The following is a 15,825-nucleotide window of genomic DNA, read 5'->3' on the forward strand; positions in this document are numbered from 1 at the left end:
ATCGCGCGATCAGGCGCCGACGATGCGGCGTTCGGGGACGGGCGGAATCCAGTGGCGGCCGGGGACTGCGGCGAGCAGCGCTCGGGTATAGGGATGCCGGGGGGCTGCGAAGAGATCGACGGTGTCGGCGATCTCGACCACTTCGCCGTTTCGCATCACCGCGATGCGGTCGCAGATCTGCGCCGCGACGCGCAGGTCGTGGGTGATGAACACCATCGACAGGCCGAGTTCGGTCTTGAGCCGGACCAGAAGGTCGAGCACCTGCGCCTGGACCGAGACGTCGAGCGCCGACACCGGCTCGTCGGCGATCAGCACCTCGGGGCCGACTGCCAGCGCCCGGGCGAGCCCGATGCGCTGACGCTGGCCGCCGGAGAATTCGTGCGGATAGCGGTCGACACCGGCGGGGTCGAGGCCGACCAGGGCGAAGAGTTCGGCGGCGCGGGCCAGCGCCGCCTTGCGCGGCGTGCCGTGGACGATCAGCCCCTGGGCGACCAGCTCGCCCGCCTTGTGGCGCGGATTGAGCGAGGCGTGCGGGTCCTGGAACACCATCTGGATGTGGCGGGTCTGGGCGCGCAGCGCACGCCGCGACAGGGCCGCGATGTCGACGTCGCCGAGCCGGATCGCACCGCGGTCGGGATCGAGCAGGCGGACGATCAGCCGGGCGAGCGTCGATTTGCCCGAGCCGCTCTCGCCGACGATGCCCAGCGTCGCGCCGCGCGGCAGGCTCAGCGACACGTCGCGGACCGCGTGCACCACCCGTTTCGACGCCCCGAACAGGCCGCGCCGGCCGTAGGTCTTGGAGACGTGGTCGATGGTCAGTGCCGCCTCGTGCGACGCGGCGAGGCGCGGCCGCGGCGGCGGCTCGAGCGACGGCACCGCGGCGATCAACGCCTTGGTATAGGGATGCTGCGGCCGGTCGAGCACGTCGTCGGCCGCACCCTGCTCGACCACCCGGCCGTTCTGCATCACCGTGACGCGGGTGGCGATCTCGGCGACCACGCCGAAGTCGTGGGTGATGAACAACACCGCCGTGCCCCGGCGCTCCTGCAACTCGCGGATCAGCGCCAGGATCTGGGCCTGGGTGGTGACGTCGAGGGCGGTGGTCGGCTCGTCGGCGATCAGGATCGCCGGTTCGAGCGCCAGCGCCATGGCGATCATCGCCCGCTGGCGCTGGCCCCCCGACAGTTCGTGCGGATAGGCGCGAGCGGCCGCCGCCGGATCGGGGATGTGGACGTCGGCGAGCAGGGCCGGCACCCGCTTGGCGATCTCCGGCCCCGACAGGTCGGTGTGGGCGCGGAACATCTCACCGATCTGATCGCCGATGGTGCGCAGCGGATTGAGCGCGGTCATCGGCTCCTGGAAGATCATACCGATCTCGCGGCCGCGCACCTTGCGCATCTCCGCTTCGTCGAGGCGCAGCAGGTCGCAACCGCGGAAGTCGATCCGCCCTTCGGTCGCTTCGACGCCCTCGGCGAGCAGCCCCATCACCGCCATCGCGGTCATCGACTTGCCCGAGCCGCTCTCGCCGACCACGCAGTGGATCTCGCCGGGGACGAGGTCGAGCGCCACTCGTTCGAGCGCGAAGGGGCGATCGGCGCCGCGCGGCAGCGCCACCGTGAGATCGCCGATCGACAGCAGCGGCGGGGTCATGGGCGGCCTTTCAGGCGAGGATTGAGCGCGTCGTTGAGGCCCTGGCCGACCAGCGACACCGCCAGCACGGTGATCAGGATCGCCACGCCGGGGATCGCCGAGACGTACCATTGGGTCCGGAGCACCGCCCGGCCGGTGCCGATCAGGTTGCCCCACGACGGCACGTTGGGGTCCGAGAGATTGAGGAAGGCGAGCGCGCTCTCCAGCAGGATCGCCACCGCCATCACCACGCTGGCGTAGACGATCACCGGCGGCAGGGCATTGGGCAGGATCTCGCGGAAGATGATCGGCAGATCGCGCATGCCCAAGACCCGCGCCGCCTGGACGAATTCGCGGCTGCGGAGCGTCAGGAACTCCGCCCGGGTCAGCCGCGCCGAGGCCGGCCACGAGACGACGCCGATCGCCAGGATCACCGTGGCGATGTCGGAGCCGAACACCGCGATGAACACCAGCAGCAACAGGAAGTTCGGCAAGGTCTGGAAGGCTTCGGTGAGCCGCATCAGGATCTCGTCGACCAGACCGCCGTGGTAGCCGGCGAGCGCGCCAACGGCGATACCGATGGTCATGGCGATCGCCGTCGCCGCGCCGCCGATCGCCAGAGTGACCCGCGCGCCGTGGAAGATCACCGCGGCGATGTCGCGGCCCTGGACGTCGGTGCCGAGCGGAAAGCGCGGATTCGTGAACGGCCATTGCAGCGGCCGCCCGGCGAGATCGAGCGGATCGCCGGGATAGGCGAGGTCGGCGCTCGCCGCCATCGCCACCACGACGAGGAACAGGGCGAAGCCGATCACCGCCGCCGGGCTCGACAGGAACAGGCGCAGGACCTTCATCGCGCGCCTCACGAGACGATGCGCGGGTCGAGCCGCGCATAGAGAAGATCGACGAGGAAGTTGACGACGATCACCAGCAGCGCCGACACGAAGACGATGCCGAGCAGGGTGTTGAGGTCGCGCTGGACCACCGATTCGTAGGCGAGCCGCCCGAGCCCCGGCAGCGCGAACACGCTCTCGACCACCACCGAGCCGCCGAGCATGGTGCCGGCCTGGAGGCCGATCAGCGTCACCATCGGCAGCAGCGCGTTCCTGAGCACGTGGCGGGTCAGCACCGCCATGCCCGAGAGCCCCTTGGCGCGCGCGGTGCGGACGAAGTCGAGGGTCATCACCTCCAGCATCGAAGCGCGCATGATGCGCAAATAGGTGGCGAGGAAGATCAGGGCCAAGGTCAGGGTCGGCAAGGCGAGGTGCCAGGCGACGTCGAGGACCCGCGCCAACCCGGTCTTGCCGCCGGCGATCTCCTCGTAGCCGCCGGCCGGTACCCAGCCGAGATCGACCGCGAACAGCACGATGCCCATCAGCCCGAACCAGAAGGACGGGGTCGCGTAGAAGATCAGGCCGAGGGTCGACAGCACGGTGTCGGGCCAGCGCCCGACCTTGCGCGCGGCGAAGACCCCGAGCACCAGCCCGCCGGCGAAGGCGAAGGCCAGCGACGCCCCCATCAGCAGCAAGGTCGGCGGCAGGCGCTCGACGATCACCTCGGCGACCGGCTTGCCGTAGATCGCCGAATAACCGAGATCGAGCTGCACCAGCCGCCACAGATAGTGCCCGAGCCGCACCGGCACCGACAGATCGAGCCCATAGAAGCGGCGCAGCTCGTCGGCCGCCGCCGGATCGCCACCGCCCATCTGGGCCATCAGTGCGTCGACGGTGTCGCCGGGCGCGAACTGCAGCAGCACGAACAGCCCGACCAGCAGCACCAGGAGCGTCGGCAGGCTGGCGGCGAGACGGCGGAGAGCGAGGAGAACGATGCGCATGGCGGTCGGATCCCGAAGGCGGCGATCGGCAACCATCGGCTGCCATCGAACGGGTCGAGGGGCACCCCCGATGTCGGCGATGCCCCTCTGTCTGTCGGCCCGAGAGGGTCGGTCTTCGACCGATCAGGCGTCGATCCACGTGTCGTGGGCGTCGCTCGAATCCCAGCGCGGCTGGTTGTGGTGGTTCTTCACCGTCTTCCAGGTGGCGCCGATGAACTGGCGTTCGGTGACCAGCCAGATCGGCAGCTCCTCGTTGACCTTCGCGACGAACTCGGCATAGAGCGCCTTGCGCTTGACCGGATCGAGCTCGGAGGCCGCGTCGTCGATCAGCTTGTCGACCACGTCGGACTGCCAGCCCCACTGGTTGGTCCAGGGCGAGCCCTTGGGCGAACCGGAGCGATACCAGACGGTGGTCGAGACCGCCGGATCGCCGCGGTACTGGTGCCAGCCGGTGGCGAGGTCGAAGTTCCAGTCCTTGTAGACCGTCGACAGCGCGCCGGCGATGTCGAGCAGCTGGATCTCGACCTTGATCCCGACCTTGGCCAGCGACTGCTGGATATAGGTGGCGAGCAGCGGCACGTCTTCGCCGTTCTGGATCGGCACCAGCTTCAGGGTGAAGCGCACGCCGCCGGCGCCGCGCTTATAGCCGGCCTCGTCGAGCAGGGCTTCCGACTTCTTGACGTCGAAAGGATAGGGCGGCGGGTTGCCGGGGAAGAAGGCGGCGGACGACGACGGGATCGGTCCGGTCGCCGGCTTGCCGCGGCCATAGAGGAAGTTCTCGATGAAGAACGGCACGTTGATCGCGTGGGCGATGGCCCGCCGCACCCGCACGTCGGCGAGTTCCTTGCGGCGGACGTTGAACTCCAGGGTGTTGTTGAAGGCATTGGCCTCGATGCCGCGGCTGGAGATCTCGAAGCGCGGATCCTTGGCCAGCCGGTCGTAGTCGGCCAGCGCCAGCGAAGAATAGGTCGAGATCTGGATCTGCCCGGTCTCGAGCGCCGCGGAGGCCGCCGACTTGTCGGTGATCACCCGCCAGACGATCTTGTCGAGGTAGGGGAAGCCCTTGCGCCAGTAGGCCGGATTGCGCTCGGCGACGATGAACTGACCGCGCTCGTACTGGACGAACTTGAACGGGCCGGTGCCGATCGGCGCGGTGTTGGCCGGATTCTCGAGGACGTTGGTGCCCTCGTAGAGATGCTTCGGCGCGATGTAGCCGAGATCGGCGAGGGCCCGCAGCAACAGCGCCGTCGGGATCGGCCGCGCATAGCGGAACACCGCGGTCAGCGGATCGGGCGTGTCGACCGCTTCGAGATACTGCTGCAGCTGGGTGCCGTAGTTGAGATACTTCTTCCACAGCTCGAGCGCGGTATAGGCGACGTCGGCCGAGGTGAAGGGCTTGCCGTCGTGCCAGGTGACGCCGTCGCGCAGCCGGAAGGTCACGGTCTTGCCGTCGGCCGCCGCCTCCCAGGAGGTCGCCAGGACGCCGACCGGCTTGCCCTCGGCGTCGAGATCGACCAGCGACTCGAAGATCTTGGAGGAGACGATGTAGACGCCGGTCGAGGCGCGCAGGGCCGGATTGAGGATGCGCTGTTCCGAGCCGAGGTGATAGGTCAGCGTCCCCCCGGTCTTGGGGGTTTCGGCGGCGCGACCGGCGGTCGGCAGAACCGCCGCCAGTGTGGTGGCGACCGAGGCCAGAAGGGCTTCGCGACGGGTGAGGGCCATGGAGAGGTCTCCGCATCGGAGGACGGGGCCGGCCGGAGAGCGGGCACGACGTCCGGGAACCAGGGGAATGGAAGAACAGGCTTCCAATCGGGACCGGTATTCTAGCGATTTCATGGAATAAATTTGCGCATCCTGGTTCCAAAGATGCCCGGGCCGCGGGGAATGGAATCCCGCCGCGGGCGGTTCCCCGGCAATCCTCGCCTCGAGCGGTCGGGTCGGCGGCGCGGCGTCGCGGGGGCACGGGCGCGCCCGGCGGCCCGCCGGCGTGACCTCACCGATCGGCGCCATCGGCGGATCCGAGCGGCGCGATGGGTGCGCTCCGGGTCCGGCGCGAGGGCGATCGTCGCGCGGGTCCGCGACCGGCGCCCGCCGTCATCACGGACGAACCGATGATATCGCCGACCACGCCGATGCTGGAAACAGATGCTCCTCCAATCCCGCGGAGGAAACGACGCATGGCCTCAAAACGGCGATTGGCAGAATTTCGTCCCGGGATTACCGCTGCGTCATCACATCGAGGCCGGCGCCACACCCGAGCGCCGCACTCCACCGAAGGACGACGCCGATGACCCCCGCCATGCAGATGCCGATGATGCCCATGATGCCGATGATGGGCATGCCGAACGCCATGAACCCGATGCCGATGCCGATGATGCCCGGCATGATGCCCAACATGATGATGCCCGGCATGATGATGCCGATGATGGGCGGCATGATGCCGATGCCGGTGATGATGGCCAAGATGACCTGCGAGACGACCGCCGACGGCATGACCATGACGATGGGCCCGATGGACGGCATGTCGATGGAGATGTTCATGGCCTGCGCCGAGCGCATGAAGGCGATGTGCGCCGCCGGGATGCCGATGATGATGAGCTGCGGCTCGATGCCGATGATGATGGCGACCCTGACCGCCTGATCCCGGTCTGCCTCACACTCGATACGGCAGAGGCGCCCCACCGGGCGCCTTTCGTCGTTCGGGGCGGCGATCGTTCAGCCGCCGATCGTCTCGACGTAGGTCATCACCAGATAGAGCACCGTCTCGCCGGCGGTCGGATTGCGATAGACGTGGTCGACGTCGGCATCGAAGACGATCGCGTCGCCCGCCTTCAGGCGGCGGATCGGCTCCTTGCCGACCGCCACGTCGAGCGCGCCGGCGACCACCACCAGATGTTCGACGGTGCCGGGCGCATGGGCGTCGGCCTCTTCCGCATGCAACGCGCCGACGCGGATCTCGTAGAACTCCACCCGCCGTTCGTCGTCGTGGGAGAACAGCGCGCGCGAGGTGAAGCGCCCCTGGCTCGACGACAGCACCTTGGCCGCGTCGGCGCGCATCACCCTGGTGCCGCGTCCCGATTCGGACGCCACCAGCGCCGCGAAGGGCACCTCGAGGGCGGTCGCCACCTTCCACAACAGGCCGATGGTCGGCACGCTCTTGGCGGTCTCGATCTGCCCGAGCATCGCCCGGCTGACCCCCGACAGGCGCGCCAGGCGCTCGAGGGAATGGCCGCGCCGGGTGCGCAGACGCCGCAGGTTGCGCCCGACCGCCGCGGCCAGTTCGATGGTCGGATCCGGAGCGGCCCGCGACGGGGTCAACGCCAGAACGGCATCATCGGCAGCGTCGTCAACATCGGCACCCAGACCATCACCATCGGTGCCGTCGGCGGCATCGGCACCGGCGGCGCGACCGGCTGTTCGCCGCCCTGGCGGCGGCGTCGATAGTCCGCCAAGTCGATCACCCGCGCGGTGTGGCTCGCCATTCCGATCTCCTCGTCGTTCCGGTTCGAGTTCGTTCATGAGCCTGTGTCCGAGCCGCGCAGCCCGGCGCGAGCGAGCCGAGGCTTGCGCGCCGGCCACCGTGCCGCGGCGACCCGCACCCCGCGCACCACGGCGAAGGGCGCCAGGAGCAGCAGCAGAATCAACGCGGAAAAGAGGTCGACGAGGGCCGCATGCGCCGATCGGCCGCCGCGCGCGCCTTCGCCCGTTCGATCACCGGCCTCGCTCTCTCGTCGTCCGTCGGTCGCACCCATCGCCCCGCTCCTTTGCCGTCGCTCCGCGAAACGAGGACCCGGGAGCACCGCTCCCGGGTCAGGTTGCCGCAATCACTCGATCGAAAGTCTCGTCGGTCCGTCGAATGCCCTCATTGAAGCAGTCCGGACCGGCAAGGTCGAAGAATGTTCTATTGTTTTGATGGGGTTTCGGAAAACGTCTTGTCGCGCCGCGTTCTCCGGCACATCGATCATCCCTGGCGCGGCCCCACGGAAGCGTCGCGCGGCGCGCCGATCGGGCTCACGGTGGCGCCGGGCTCGGGGGGCACCCTTGCGCCGCGGCGGCTGGGGCGCCCGACCGTTCGCAGAGCCGGGGCCACCACCCGATCGCCGGCCCACGGTCGTGTCCCATCGGATGGTGGTGGGCGCCGGGCGGGGACGCGTGAACTCACGAACTTCGCATGTCGTTCTCTGGTGGTGGTCCACCTGCGCAGCCAATCCTGTCTTCTTTCATCGATGGAACGCGAGACGGCTGATTTGACGGAGTTCCTCCTTTCGCTTGCGGGGATCGTCGCCTTCGGCGTCGACTTCCACAGCGTCTCGGCCCTGCAGCCCGGCGGGATCGGTGAACTGTTCGGCGTCACCGCCCTGCCTCGTCGGCGACGGCCCCACGGTGAACCCGGCGGCAGCATTCGACGGCGGCATGTCGGCGGTGGTGCTCGCGATCGTCGACGCGCGGGCGTGGGCGGCGAAGGTGCTACGGCATCGGGTCGGCGGACGTCTTTCGCCAGGCATGGAACGTCGCCTCGCCGATGCCGGCCTTGCGGCAGACCTCGCCGATCGCCGCGCCTTCTTCCGCCTGCCGCGGAACGAAGGCCACCTGCGCCTCCGTGAACCATGACTTCTTCATCCTCGTGCTCCGTCTTTCGGCCCGATCCCAAACCGGAAATTTCCAGCTCCGGATGGCGGGAAAGACCGGCAGCAGGTCACATCCGCGGCACCGGCGCCGGGCCGATGCGTTGCGACCCTCTTGCGGATCCGGACGGTGCGACGCGGACGGAGTCTCGCGGCATCAGCCGGATCGGCCGAGCCGATCCTCGATACGGGCTGCGGCGTCGCGCACGGCGGTGACGAGGTCGGGTTCGCTCTGCGACACCTTGAACTCCGGCACGACGATCGAGATCGTGCCGATACAGGCGCCGGCGTCGTCCCGGACGGGCGCGGCGATACAGGCGACCGAATAGTCGGACTCGCCCGACTGGATCGACAGACCGTCCGCCAGGCACCGTTCGGCCGATGCCGCCAACACCGCGGGGTCGGTCTCGGCGCAGCCGGTCGGCGAGGCGGAGGCCGAACGGCGGAAGATCGCCAGCCGCTCGTCGGCCGGGAGGTGACCGACCAACAGACGTCCCGAAGCGGTCCAGTTGAGCGGTACACGGGTGCCGACCCGTGACGTCACCTGAAAATGGCCGATCCCTTCGGCCATCGCCAAGACCACCATGTGGTCGCCGTCGCGGCCGCAGATCTGCACCGTCTCGCCGACCCGGCGCGACAGCTCGTTCATCTCGTGGCCGGCGACGGTGAGGAAATCGAGATTGCGGGCGTAGCTCAGACCGTAGCGGTAGAGCCGCGGCCCGAGCCACACCGCACCCGAGGCGGTGCGGTCGAGCAGGCGCTTCTCCACCATGTCGTCGACGATGACATAGACGGTGGAGAGCGGCGCGGCACAGGCTTTGGCGAGTTCATAGGAGGTCGCCGGGGTGCCGGTCTGCTGCAGGTGGTCGAGGATCTGCAGCATCCGGTCGATGCCGCTGACCCGCGAGGCGCGCCGCTTCGGCGGGCCGTCGTCGCCGTCGATCTCCGCTTCGGTCACCGTCATCGGTTCAATCCGGCCATGCGAGGATGCCGTCTTCCTGTCGCTGGACCCGGGTCGCAAAACAGGAGATCAGCGGTTCGTTGCGCCTCTGCGCCGCGTCGAGTTCCGCGGCGAGACGGTCACCGACCAGAAATTCCTCGCCCTCGTGGAGATTGCAAGGGTCGAGGTGGAAGAAGCCGTGTTCGACCTCGTGATCGCGGACGATCAACGGCGGGTCGCCGGCGGCCAGCGCGTCGACCAGATCCCAGGCCGAGATCCGCGCCTCGGCCGGGTCGATCCGCAGCTTCAGCCGGTCGAGCGGGTTGCCGGTCGGGTCGGGGTCGATCGTCGCGGTGACCCCCGGGCGGCCGTCGAGGACGCCGAGCCAGTGATCGAGCGCCGCCCGTTCGCGCCGCCGGACCGCTGCGTGATCGCGCCGGCCCCAGGCCTCGAGCGCCGCGACCGCGCCGAGGATGCTCTCCTTGCCGGTCTTCATGCCGCGACCGATGCCGCGGTTCTGCAGATAAGTGGCGCGCACCAGCGCCTTCGATCCGGCGACCAGGCCGGCGGTCGGCCCGCCGAGGAACTTGTGTGCCGAATAGATCGCGATGTCGGCGCCGGCGGCGAGAAAGCCGCGCAGATCGTATTCCGACGCCCCGTCGACGATCACCGGCACGCCCTTGGCGTGGGCGACCTCGATGAAGGTGGCGAGCGGAATCATGCCGTAATGGGCGACATGGTGCGACACGACGTAGAGCGCGGCGGCGGTATTTTCGCCGATCGCCCCGGCCAACTGGTAGGCGTGCGACGAGGTCGACTGGCCGACCAGGACCAGCTCCGCACCGGCGAGGCGGACCGACTGGTCGATCGGCGCCCCGTAGTCGACCATGTGGCCGGTCAGCATCACCACTTCGGTCTTCAGGCCGGTGGTGTCGGGCAGTTGCTCGATCGCCGCCAGATCGCTGCCGGTCATGGTCGCGGCGATCGCCAGGGTGATGCCGGCGGCGCAGGAGGCGGTGACGAAGCCGGCCTCGGCTCCGGTGGCGGCGGCGATCGCCCGGCTCGCCAGGCGATGCAGGTCGCCCATCTCGACGAACTGCGGCAGGATCCCGGTCATGGCGGCGATGGCGTCCGGCCCGACGATCGATGCGCCCAGCGACGTCATGGTACCGGACACGTTGATCACCGGGCGCAGGCCGAGGCGGTTGCGGATGTCTTCGGGCATGGATGCGGTCCTCGATGAAGTCAGTCGTCGACGGCGAAGATCGCCTCGATCTCGACGGTGATCTGGTTCGGCAACGATCCGACCCCGATCGCCGAACGGGCATGGCGGCCGGCGTCGCCGAGCACCGCCACCAACAGGTTCGAGCAGCCGTCGATCACCTCCGGGTGACGGGCGAAGTCCGGCGTGGCGTTGACCATGCCGAGCAGCTTGACCACCCCGCGCACGCGACCGAGATCGCCGAGCGCCGCCTGGGCCACGGCCAGCAGATTGAGCCCGGTCATCTCGGCGTCGGCGCGCGCCGTCTCGACCGACACGTCGGCGCCGACCTTGCCGGTGGACAGCCGGCCGTCGTGGCCGAGCGGCCCCTGACCCGACAGGAACAGAAGCCCGCCGTGGCGGACGTGGGTGACGAAATTGGCCACCGGCGCCGGCGGCGGCGGCAGGGTCAATCCGAGCGCGGCGAGGCGCGCTTCGGGCGTGGCCAGGGTCATGACGGTCATGCGTGGGCTTCCATTTCAAAAGGGGGATGGTCGGCGCCTTCGCCGACGCGGAGACAGGCGACGGAGCGACCGCCGCCGAGATCGCGGGTCGGCGGAATCCGGGTGGCGCAGGCGGCGATGGCGATCGGACAGCGGGTGCGGAAGACGCAACCCGAGGGCGGCGAGATCGGGCTCGGAATGTCGCCGGCGAGCGGCACATGGGTGCGGACGCGGGTGGGATCGGGCTGCGGCGCCGAGGCGAGCAGCGCCTTGGTGTAGGGATGCAGCGGATCGGCACGCAGGGCGCGGCTCGGTCCCTTCTCCATGATCCGCCCGAGATACATCACCACGATCTCGTCGCAGGCGTATTCGACCACCGACAGGTCGTGGCTGATGAACAGCATGGTCAGGTTCAAGCGCCGGCGGAGGTCCTCGAGCAGGTTGAGCACCTGGGCCTGGACCGAGACGTCGAGGGCCGAGACCGGTTCGTCGGCGACGATGAAGTCGGGCTCGACCGCCAGGGCGCGCGCGATGCCGATGCGTTGGCGCTGACCGCCGGAGAACTGGTGCGGATAGCGGGTGGCGTGATCGGCGGCGAGGCCGACCAGTTCGAGCAACTCGGCGATCCGATCGCGCCGCGCCCGGCCCTTGGGCAGCCCGCGCGTATCGAGCGCCTCGTCGATGATCGCGGCGATGGTCAGGCGCGGATCGAGGCTGGAATAGGGATCCTGGAAGATGATCTGCAGACGCCGGCGCCACACCCGCATGTCCCGCGCCGACAGCGCGAAGACGTCGGTACCGTCGAAGATCATCCGCCCGGCGGTCGGCTCGGTCAGGCGCAGCAGCGTGCGCCCGACGGTGGTCTTGCCGGAGCCGGATTCGCCGACCAGCCCGACGATGTGCCCGCGATCGATCGCGAGATTCACGTCCTCGACCGCATGGACGACGCGGCCACCGGGGAGATGGAAGTGCTTGGTCAGACCCTCGATCCGCAGCAGGGGCGCGTCGCTCACGGCAGGTCCCTCCGGATGCAGCGGGTGACGTGATCCGGCGCGATCGCCACCAACCCCGGCCGGCCCTCGCGGCAGGCATCGAGGACATGGGCGCAGCGCGGCGCGAAGGCGCAGCCGGGCGGCAGCGCGGTGATCGGCGGCACCGCTCCCGGGATCGCCGCGAGCGGTCGGCGACGGCCCTCGGCGTCGATGTCGCGGGCGATGTTCGGCGTCGAGGCGAGCAGAGCGCGGGTGTAGGGGTGCGAAGGCCGAGCGAACAGATCGCCGACCGGGGCCTGCTCGACCACGCGGCCCGCGTACATCACCACCACCTCGTGGGCGATTTCCGCGACCACGCCGAGATTGTGGGTGATGAACAGCACGCTCATGCCGAGGTCGGCCTGGAGCCGGCGCAACAGCGCCAGGATCTGCGCCTGGATGGTCACGTCGAGGGCGGTGGTCGGCTCGTCGGCGATCAGCAGGTTGGGCCGGCAGGCGAGCGCCATGGCGATCATCACCCGCTGCCGCATGCCGCCCGACATCTGGTGCGGATAGGCGTCGATCCGCGTCTCCGGCTCGGGGATTTCGACCAATTGCAGGAGCTCGATCACCCGGGCGCGCAAGGCCCGCCGCGAGATCCGTTCGTGCAGGGCGATCATCTCGCCGATCTGGTCGCCGACCCGCATCAACGGGTTGAGACTGGTCATCGGCTCCTGGAAGATCATCGCGATCTCCGGGCCGCGGATGTGGCGGAAGCCGGCGTTGGAGAGCTTGGCGAGGTCGCGCACTACCCCCTTGCGGTCGCGATGGAGGATGCGTCCGCCGGCGACATGCCCGGGCGGGGCGATCAGCCCCATGATCGACAGGCTGGTCACCGACTTGCCCGAGCCGGACTCGCCGACCACCGCCACGGTGCGCCCCCGTGGCAGGGTGAAGGTCACCCCGTCGACCGCCTTGGCGACGCCGCGCCGCGACGGGAAATGGGTCTCGAGATCCGTCACCGCCAGCACGACACCTTCGGCGAGACCGTCGATCTCGCCGCCGGAGGTCGGCATCGTGGCGGGGGCGGCGGCGCTCATACCAGCCATCCGCAGTTGGGGCAGGCGGCGCGGCCCTTGGGGCTTTCGGGCGGAACGTGGCGATGGGCCTCGATCAGCGACGACCCGATGATCGCCCGGCGCGGTTCGAACACCTTGGACAGCGTCGCCGGGAAGCCCTTGCTGTCGCGCACCGTCAGGGAGCCGTCGACGACGTCGAACAACGTGAAGTCGGCGCGGGTGCCGGCGGTGAGGAAACCGTCGGTCGGCTTGCGGATCGCTCCGCGCGGATGGATCGTCCCGGCCTTCACCACCGCGTCGAGCGGCATGCCGAGCGCCAGGAGCTTCGACAACGTGGTCGCGAGGTCCCACACCGCGCCGTCGAGCGACCAGGCGTGGAGATCGGTGGAGATGGTGGTGGGCATCAGCCCGCGGGCGATCGCCGCCTTGGCCACTTCGAACGAGAACGACGCGCCGCCGTGGCCGACGTCGAGGACGACGCCGCGCGCCGCCGCCTGTTCGGCCAGCCGGTAGAGCGACTCGTCCTCGAGGATCGAGCCGCCGACCTTGCCGTTGAAGCAATGGGTGACGATGTCGCCGGGGTCGAGCACCTCGAGGATGTCGTCGTAGAGCGGCGGCGGTTCGCCGACATGGACCATCAGCGGCAGCTTGGCGATGCGGGCGAGCTTCTTGGCGAGGCGCACCGGCTCCATGCCCCAGGTGCCGGTGATGACCGCGCTGGCGCGGCACTTCAGCCCGACGATCCGGTCGCGATTGGCCTCGACCACCGCCATGGTCCGGTCGATGTCGATCGAGCGCATGTCGATCAGCTCGCTGACCCGGTTGCAGGCGACCAGGCCGATCGAGCCGATGTTGAGGAAGGCGTAGATCGCCTCGCGCGCCGGCTCGATGATGAAGGCGCGAAGCCCATGGAAATTGGCCTCGCCGGCCGACCCGGCGTCGACCAGCGTGGTGACGCCGCGCGCCGCACCGCATTGCTCGGGGCGGATCGACACGTCGGTCCCGCCCCACCACACGTGGGTATGGAGATCGGTCCAGCCGGGCGACAGGAACGCACCGGCGGCATCGAAGATGCGGGTGTCGGCGGGGTTGCCGAGATCGGGTCCGGCGTCGAGCACCCGCCCGTCCGCGCCGATCAGCACGTCGAGCCGATCGTTGCCGGGCGCGAGATCGGTGAAGGCGATCGGCCGGGCGTTGCGGATCAGCACCGGGCCGGTGGCCGCGTCGAAGAGATGGTCGAGCATCAGGTCGTCCTCGCCAGTCGGGGGTCGAGAAGGTCGCGCAGGGCATCGCCCAGCACCTGGAGCGACATCACCGAGGCGACGATGGCGATGCCGGGAAACCACATGATCCAGCCGGCCTGATCCATGAACTGGCGGCCCATGGCGATCATCGTGCCCCAGGTCGGCACGTCGGGCGAAACGCCGACGCCGAGAAACGACAGACCGGCTTCGGCCAGGATGGCGTTGGCGAAGATGAAGGTGCCCTGGACCGTGATCGGCGAGGCGAGATTGCGCAGGATGTGGCGGGTCAGGATCACCGCGGTCGGCACGCCGAGCGCCTGCGCCGCCTCGACATAGGCGAGTTCGCGGATCACCAGCGTCGAGGCGCGGACCACGCGGGCGGCCCGCGGCGCATAGACGATGCCGAGCGCCAGCACCACGTTGAACGCCGACGGCCCCAGGGCGGCGACCAGCGCGATCGCCAGCAGGATGTCGGGAAAGGCCATCATCGCATCGATCAGCCGCGACAGCGGCCCATCGAGGCGGCGGAAATAGCCGGCCATCAGCCCCAGCGTCACGCCGATCAGCGCCGACACCAGCACCACCGCGCCGCCCACCGCGAGACTGATCCGCCCGGCCCAGATGGTGCGCGACAGCACGTCGCGACCGAACTCGTCGGTGCCGAACAGATGCAGCGCCGACGGCGCCTGCAGGCGATTGGCGATCGACAGTTTCGACGGCACGTAGGGGGCGAGAAAATCGGCGCCCGCCGCCAGCACGACCACGGCGATCAGCACGATCAGGGCGCCGACCGCCGGCGGCCGCCGCAACAGGCCGCGCCACACGCTGTCTTCGCCGAGGGGGGAGGTCACCGCCGTCATCAGTACCTCACGCGCGGATCGACCACGAGATAGAGCATGTCGATGATGAAGTTGATCAGCACATAGAGCCCAGCGACCACCAGCAGCGTGCCCTGGATCACCGGATAGTCGCGCCGCAGCACCGCCGAGACCACCAGCGAACCGACGCCGGGCAGGCCGAACACCGTCTCGGTGACGATCGCTCCGGAGATCAGCAGCGCCGCGGTCAGGCCGATCACCGTCAGGATCGGGATCAGCGCGTTCTTGAAGGCGTGGAGCAGCACCACCCGGATCTCGCTCATGCCCTTGGCTCGCGCGGTGCGCACATAGTCGTCGCCGAGGACGTCGAGCATGCTGGCGCGGGTGAAGCGGGCGATCAACGCCGAGGAGACGATGCCGAGCGCGCAGGCCGGCAGCACCAAGTGGTTCAACCGCTCGCCGAGGCTCGCGCCCGGGCCGCCGTAGCCCGAGGGTTGGAACCAGCCGAGTTTCACCGCGAAGAGCTGCATCAGCACCAGACCGAGCCAGAAGCTCGGGATCGAGGCGGCGAACATCGCCACCGTCGAGGTGATCTGGTCGAACACCGAGCCGTGCCGGTAGGCCGACAGGATCCCCACCGGCAGGGCGATGCCGCAGGCGATCAGGATCGAGAACAGGGTGAGGAAGAAGGTCGGCTCGGCCCGTTCCCACAGCGCCTGGGTGACGGGTCGCGCCAGGAAGATCGACTGGCCGAGATCGCCGTGCAGCAGGCCCCAGACGTAGCGGCCGTATTGGGCCGGCAGCGACTGATCGAGACCGAGCCGCGCCCGCAGATCCGCGACGTCCTTGGCCGTCGCGTCGGGTCCGAGCATCATCGCCGCCGGATCGCCCGGGGCGATGCGGACGATGACGAAGACGATGGTCACGACGATCGCCATGACCAACGCCATTTCCAACAATCGGCGGACGACGACGCGGGTCACG

At 69.3% G+C, this 15,825-nt stretch carries 17 protein-coding genes; all 17 read right to left on the bottom strand.

What is annotated here, in order from left to right; all coding sequences use genetic code 11:
- Positions 1 to 9 precede the first annotated feature (9 nt).
- Positions 10 to 1,650: an ABC transporter ATP-binding protein gene (locus EYW49_RS00830; protein ID WP_131304935.1), complete on the bottom strand. Its 1,641-nt coding sequence runs from the start codon at positions 1,648 to 1,650 to the stop codon at positions 10 to 12.
- Entirely contained in the window at positions 1,647 to 2,480 is an 834-nt protein-coding gene (locus EYW49_RS00835) for an ABC transporter permease (RefSeq protein WP_131304937.1), read from the bottom strand. The genes EYW49_RS00830 and EYW49_RS00835 overlap by 4 nt, the downstream gene beginning before the upstream one ends.
- Positions 2,481 to 2,488: 8 nt before the next feature.
- Entirely contained in the window at positions 2,489 to 3,460 is a 972-nt protein-coding gene (locus EYW49_RS00840) for an ABC transporter permease (protein WP_131304939.1), read from the bottom strand.
- A gap of 123 nt (positions 3,461 to 3,583) precedes the next feature.
- Complete coding sequence (locus EYW49_RS00845; RefSeq protein ID WP_131304941.1) at positions 3,584 to 5,182, bottom strand: ABC transporter substrate-binding protein; 1,599 nt, start codon at positions 5,180 to 5,182, stop codon at positions 3,584 to 3,586.
- A 495-nt stretch (positions 5,183 to 5,677) separates the two neighbouring features.
- A complete protein-coding gene (locus EYW49_RS23225) occupies positions 5,678 to 6,142 on the bottom strand; it encodes a hypothetical protein (protein ID WP_206365339.1) in 465 nt (154 codons plus the stop codon).
- A gap of 33 nt (positions 6,143 to 6,175) precedes the next feature.
- Positions 6,176 to 6,778: a helix-turn-helix domain-containing protein gene (locus EYW49_RS00855; RefSeq protein ID WP_228259361.1), complete on the bottom strand. Its 603-nt coding sequence runs from the start codon at positions 6,776 to 6,778 to the stop codon at positions 6,176 to 6,178.
- A complete protein-coding gene (locus EYW49_RS23335) occupies positions 6,775 to 6,942 on the bottom strand; it encodes a hypothetical protein (RefSeq protein ID WP_228259363.1) in 168 nt (55 codons plus the stop codon). The genes EYW49_RS00855 and EYW49_RS23335 overlap by 4 nt, the downstream gene beginning before the upstream one ends.
- A gap of 33 nt (positions 6,943 to 6,975) precedes the next feature.
- The gene (locus tag EYW49_RS00860; RefSeq protein ID WP_131304947.1) at positions 6,976 to 7,212 is read right to left on the bottom strand and encodes a hypothetical protein; all 237 of its coding nucleotides are present in this window, start codon (positions 7,210 to 7,212) and stop codon (positions 6,976 to 6,978) included.
- Positions 7,213 to 7,927: 715 nt separating this feature from the next.
- On the bottom strand, positions 7,928 to 8,080 hold the full coding sequence (locus EYW49_RS00865) for a transposase (protein ID WP_131304949.1): 153 nt from the start codon (positions 8,078 to 8,080) through the stop codon (positions 7,928 to 7,930).
- A gap of 162 nt (positions 8,081 to 8,242) precedes the next feature.
- Positions 8,243 to 9,049 carry an IclR family transcriptional regulator gene (locus tag EYW49_RS00870; RefSeq protein ID WP_131304951.1) on the bottom strand — a complete coding sequence of 269 codons (807 nt, stop codon included), beginning with the start codon at positions 9,047 to 9,049 and terminating at the stop codon, positions 8,243 to 8,245.
- A gap of 4 nt (positions 9,050 to 9,053) precedes the next feature.
- A complete protein-coding gene (locus tag EYW49_RS00875; RefSeq protein ID WP_131304953.1) occupies positions 9,054 to 10,250 on the bottom strand; it encodes an aminotransferase class V-fold PLP-dependent enzyme in 1,197 nt (398 codons plus the stop codon).
- Positions 10,251 to 10,270: 20 nt separating this feature from the next.
- Entirely contained in the window at positions 10,271 to 10,750 is a 480-nt protein-coding gene (locus tag EYW49_RS00880) for a RidA family protein (RefSeq protein WP_131304956.1), read from the bottom strand.
- Positions 10,747 to 11,742 carry an ABC transporter ATP-binding protein gene (locus EYW49_RS00885; protein ID WP_206365340.1) on the bottom strand — a complete coding sequence of 332 codons (996 nt, stop codon included), beginning with the start codon at positions 11,740 to 11,742 and terminating at the stop codon, positions 10,747 to 10,749. Before EYW49_RS00885 ends, EYW49_RS00880 begins: the two co-directional genes overlap by 4 nt.
- Entirely contained in the window at positions 11,739 to 12,800 is a 1,062-nt protein-coding gene (locus tag EYW49_RS00890; RefSeq protein WP_407695455.1) for an ABC transporter ATP-binding protein, read from the bottom strand. The genes EYW49_RS00885 and EYW49_RS00890 overlap by 4 nt, the downstream gene beginning before the upstream one ends.
- Positions 12,797 to 14,023 carry an amidohydrolase/deacetylase family metallohydrolase gene (locus EYW49_RS00895; protein ID WP_131304960.1) on the bottom strand — a complete coding sequence of 409 codons (1,227 nt, stop codon included), beginning with the start codon at positions 14,021 to 14,023 and terminating at the stop codon, positions 12,797 to 12,799. The genes EYW49_RS00890 and EYW49_RS00895 overlap by 4 nt, the downstream gene beginning before the upstream one ends.
- Entirely contained in the window at positions 14,023 to 14,883 is an 861-nt protein-coding gene (locus EYW49_RS00900; RefSeq protein WP_131304962.1) for an ABC transporter permease, read from the bottom strand. Before EYW49_RS00900 ends, EYW49_RS00895 begins: the two co-directional genes overlap by 1 nt.
- Positions 14,883 to 15,824: an ABC transporter permease gene (locus EYW49_RS00905; RefSeq protein WP_131304964.1), complete on the bottom strand. Its 942-nt coding sequence runs from the start codon at positions 15,822 to 15,824 to the stop codon at positions 14,883 to 14,885. The genes EYW49_RS00900 and EYW49_RS00905 overlap by 1 nt, the downstream gene beginning before the upstream one ends.
- Position 15,825 lies beyond the last annotated feature (1 nt).

This window comes from Siculibacillus lacustris, from assembly GCF_004328075.1.
Classification (GTDB): Bacteria; Pseudomonadota; Alphaproteobacteria; order Rhizobiales; family Ancalomicrobiaceae; genus Siculibacillus; species Siculibacillus lacustris.

Excerpts from the sequence above, each read along its gene's own strand:
- EYW49_RS00900 (WP_131304962.1), bottom strand. The coding sequence starts at position 14,883 with ATGACGGCGGTGACCTCCCCCCTCGGCGAAGACAGCGTGTGGCGCGGC.
- EYW49_RS23335 (WP_228259363.1), bottom strand. The coding sequence starts at position 6,942 with ATGGCGAGCCACACCGCGCGGGTGATCGACTTGGCGGACTATCGACGC.
- EYW49_RS00895 (WP_131304960.1), bottom strand. The coding sequence starts at position 14,023 with ATGCTCGACCATCTCTTCGACGCGGCCACCGGCCCGGTGCTGATCCGC.
- EYW49_RS00870 (WP_131304951.1), bottom strand. The coding sequence starts at position 9,049 with ATGACGGTGACCGAAGCGGAGATCGACGGCGACGACGGCCCGCCGAAG.
- EYW49_RS00835 (WP_131304937.1), bottom strand. The coding sequence starts at position 2,480 with ATGAAGGTCCTGCGCCTGTTCCTGTCGAGCCCGGCGGCGGTGATCGGC.
- EYW49_RS00860 (WP_131304947.1), bottom strand. The coding sequence starts at position 7,212 with ATGGGTGCGACCGACGGACGACGAGAGAGCGAGGCCGGTGATCGAACG.
- EYW49_RS00845 (WP_131304941.1), bottom strand. The coding sequence starts at position 5,182 with ATGGCCCTCACCCGTCGCGAAGCCCTTCTGGCCTCGGTCGCCACCACA.
- EYW49_RS00830 (WP_131304935.1), bottom strand. The coding sequence starts at position 1,650 with ATGACCCCGCCGCTGCTGTCGATCGGCGATCTCACGGTGGCGCTGCCG.
- EYW49_RS00875 (WP_131304953.1), bottom strand. The coding sequence starts at position 10,250 with ATGCCCGAAGACATCCGCAACCGCCTCGGCCTGCGCCCGGTGATCAAC.
- EYW49_RS00865 (WP_131304949.1), bottom strand. The coding sequence starts at position 8,080 with ATGAAGAAGTCATGGTTCACGGAGGCGCAGGTGGCCTTCGTTCCGCGG.
- EYW49_RS00840 (WP_131304939.1), bottom strand. The coding sequence starts at position 3,460 with ATGCGCATCGTTCTCCTCGCTCTCCGCCGTCTCGCCGCCAGCCTGCCG.
- EYW49_RS00880 (WP_131304956.1), bottom strand. The coding sequence starts at position 10,750 with ATGACCGTCATGACCCTGGCCACGCCCGAAGCGCGCCTCGCCGCGCTC.
- EYW49_RS00890 (WP_407695455.1), bottom strand. The coding sequence starts at position 12,800 with ATGAGCGCCGCCGCCCCCGCCACGATGCCGACCTCCGGCGGCGAGATC.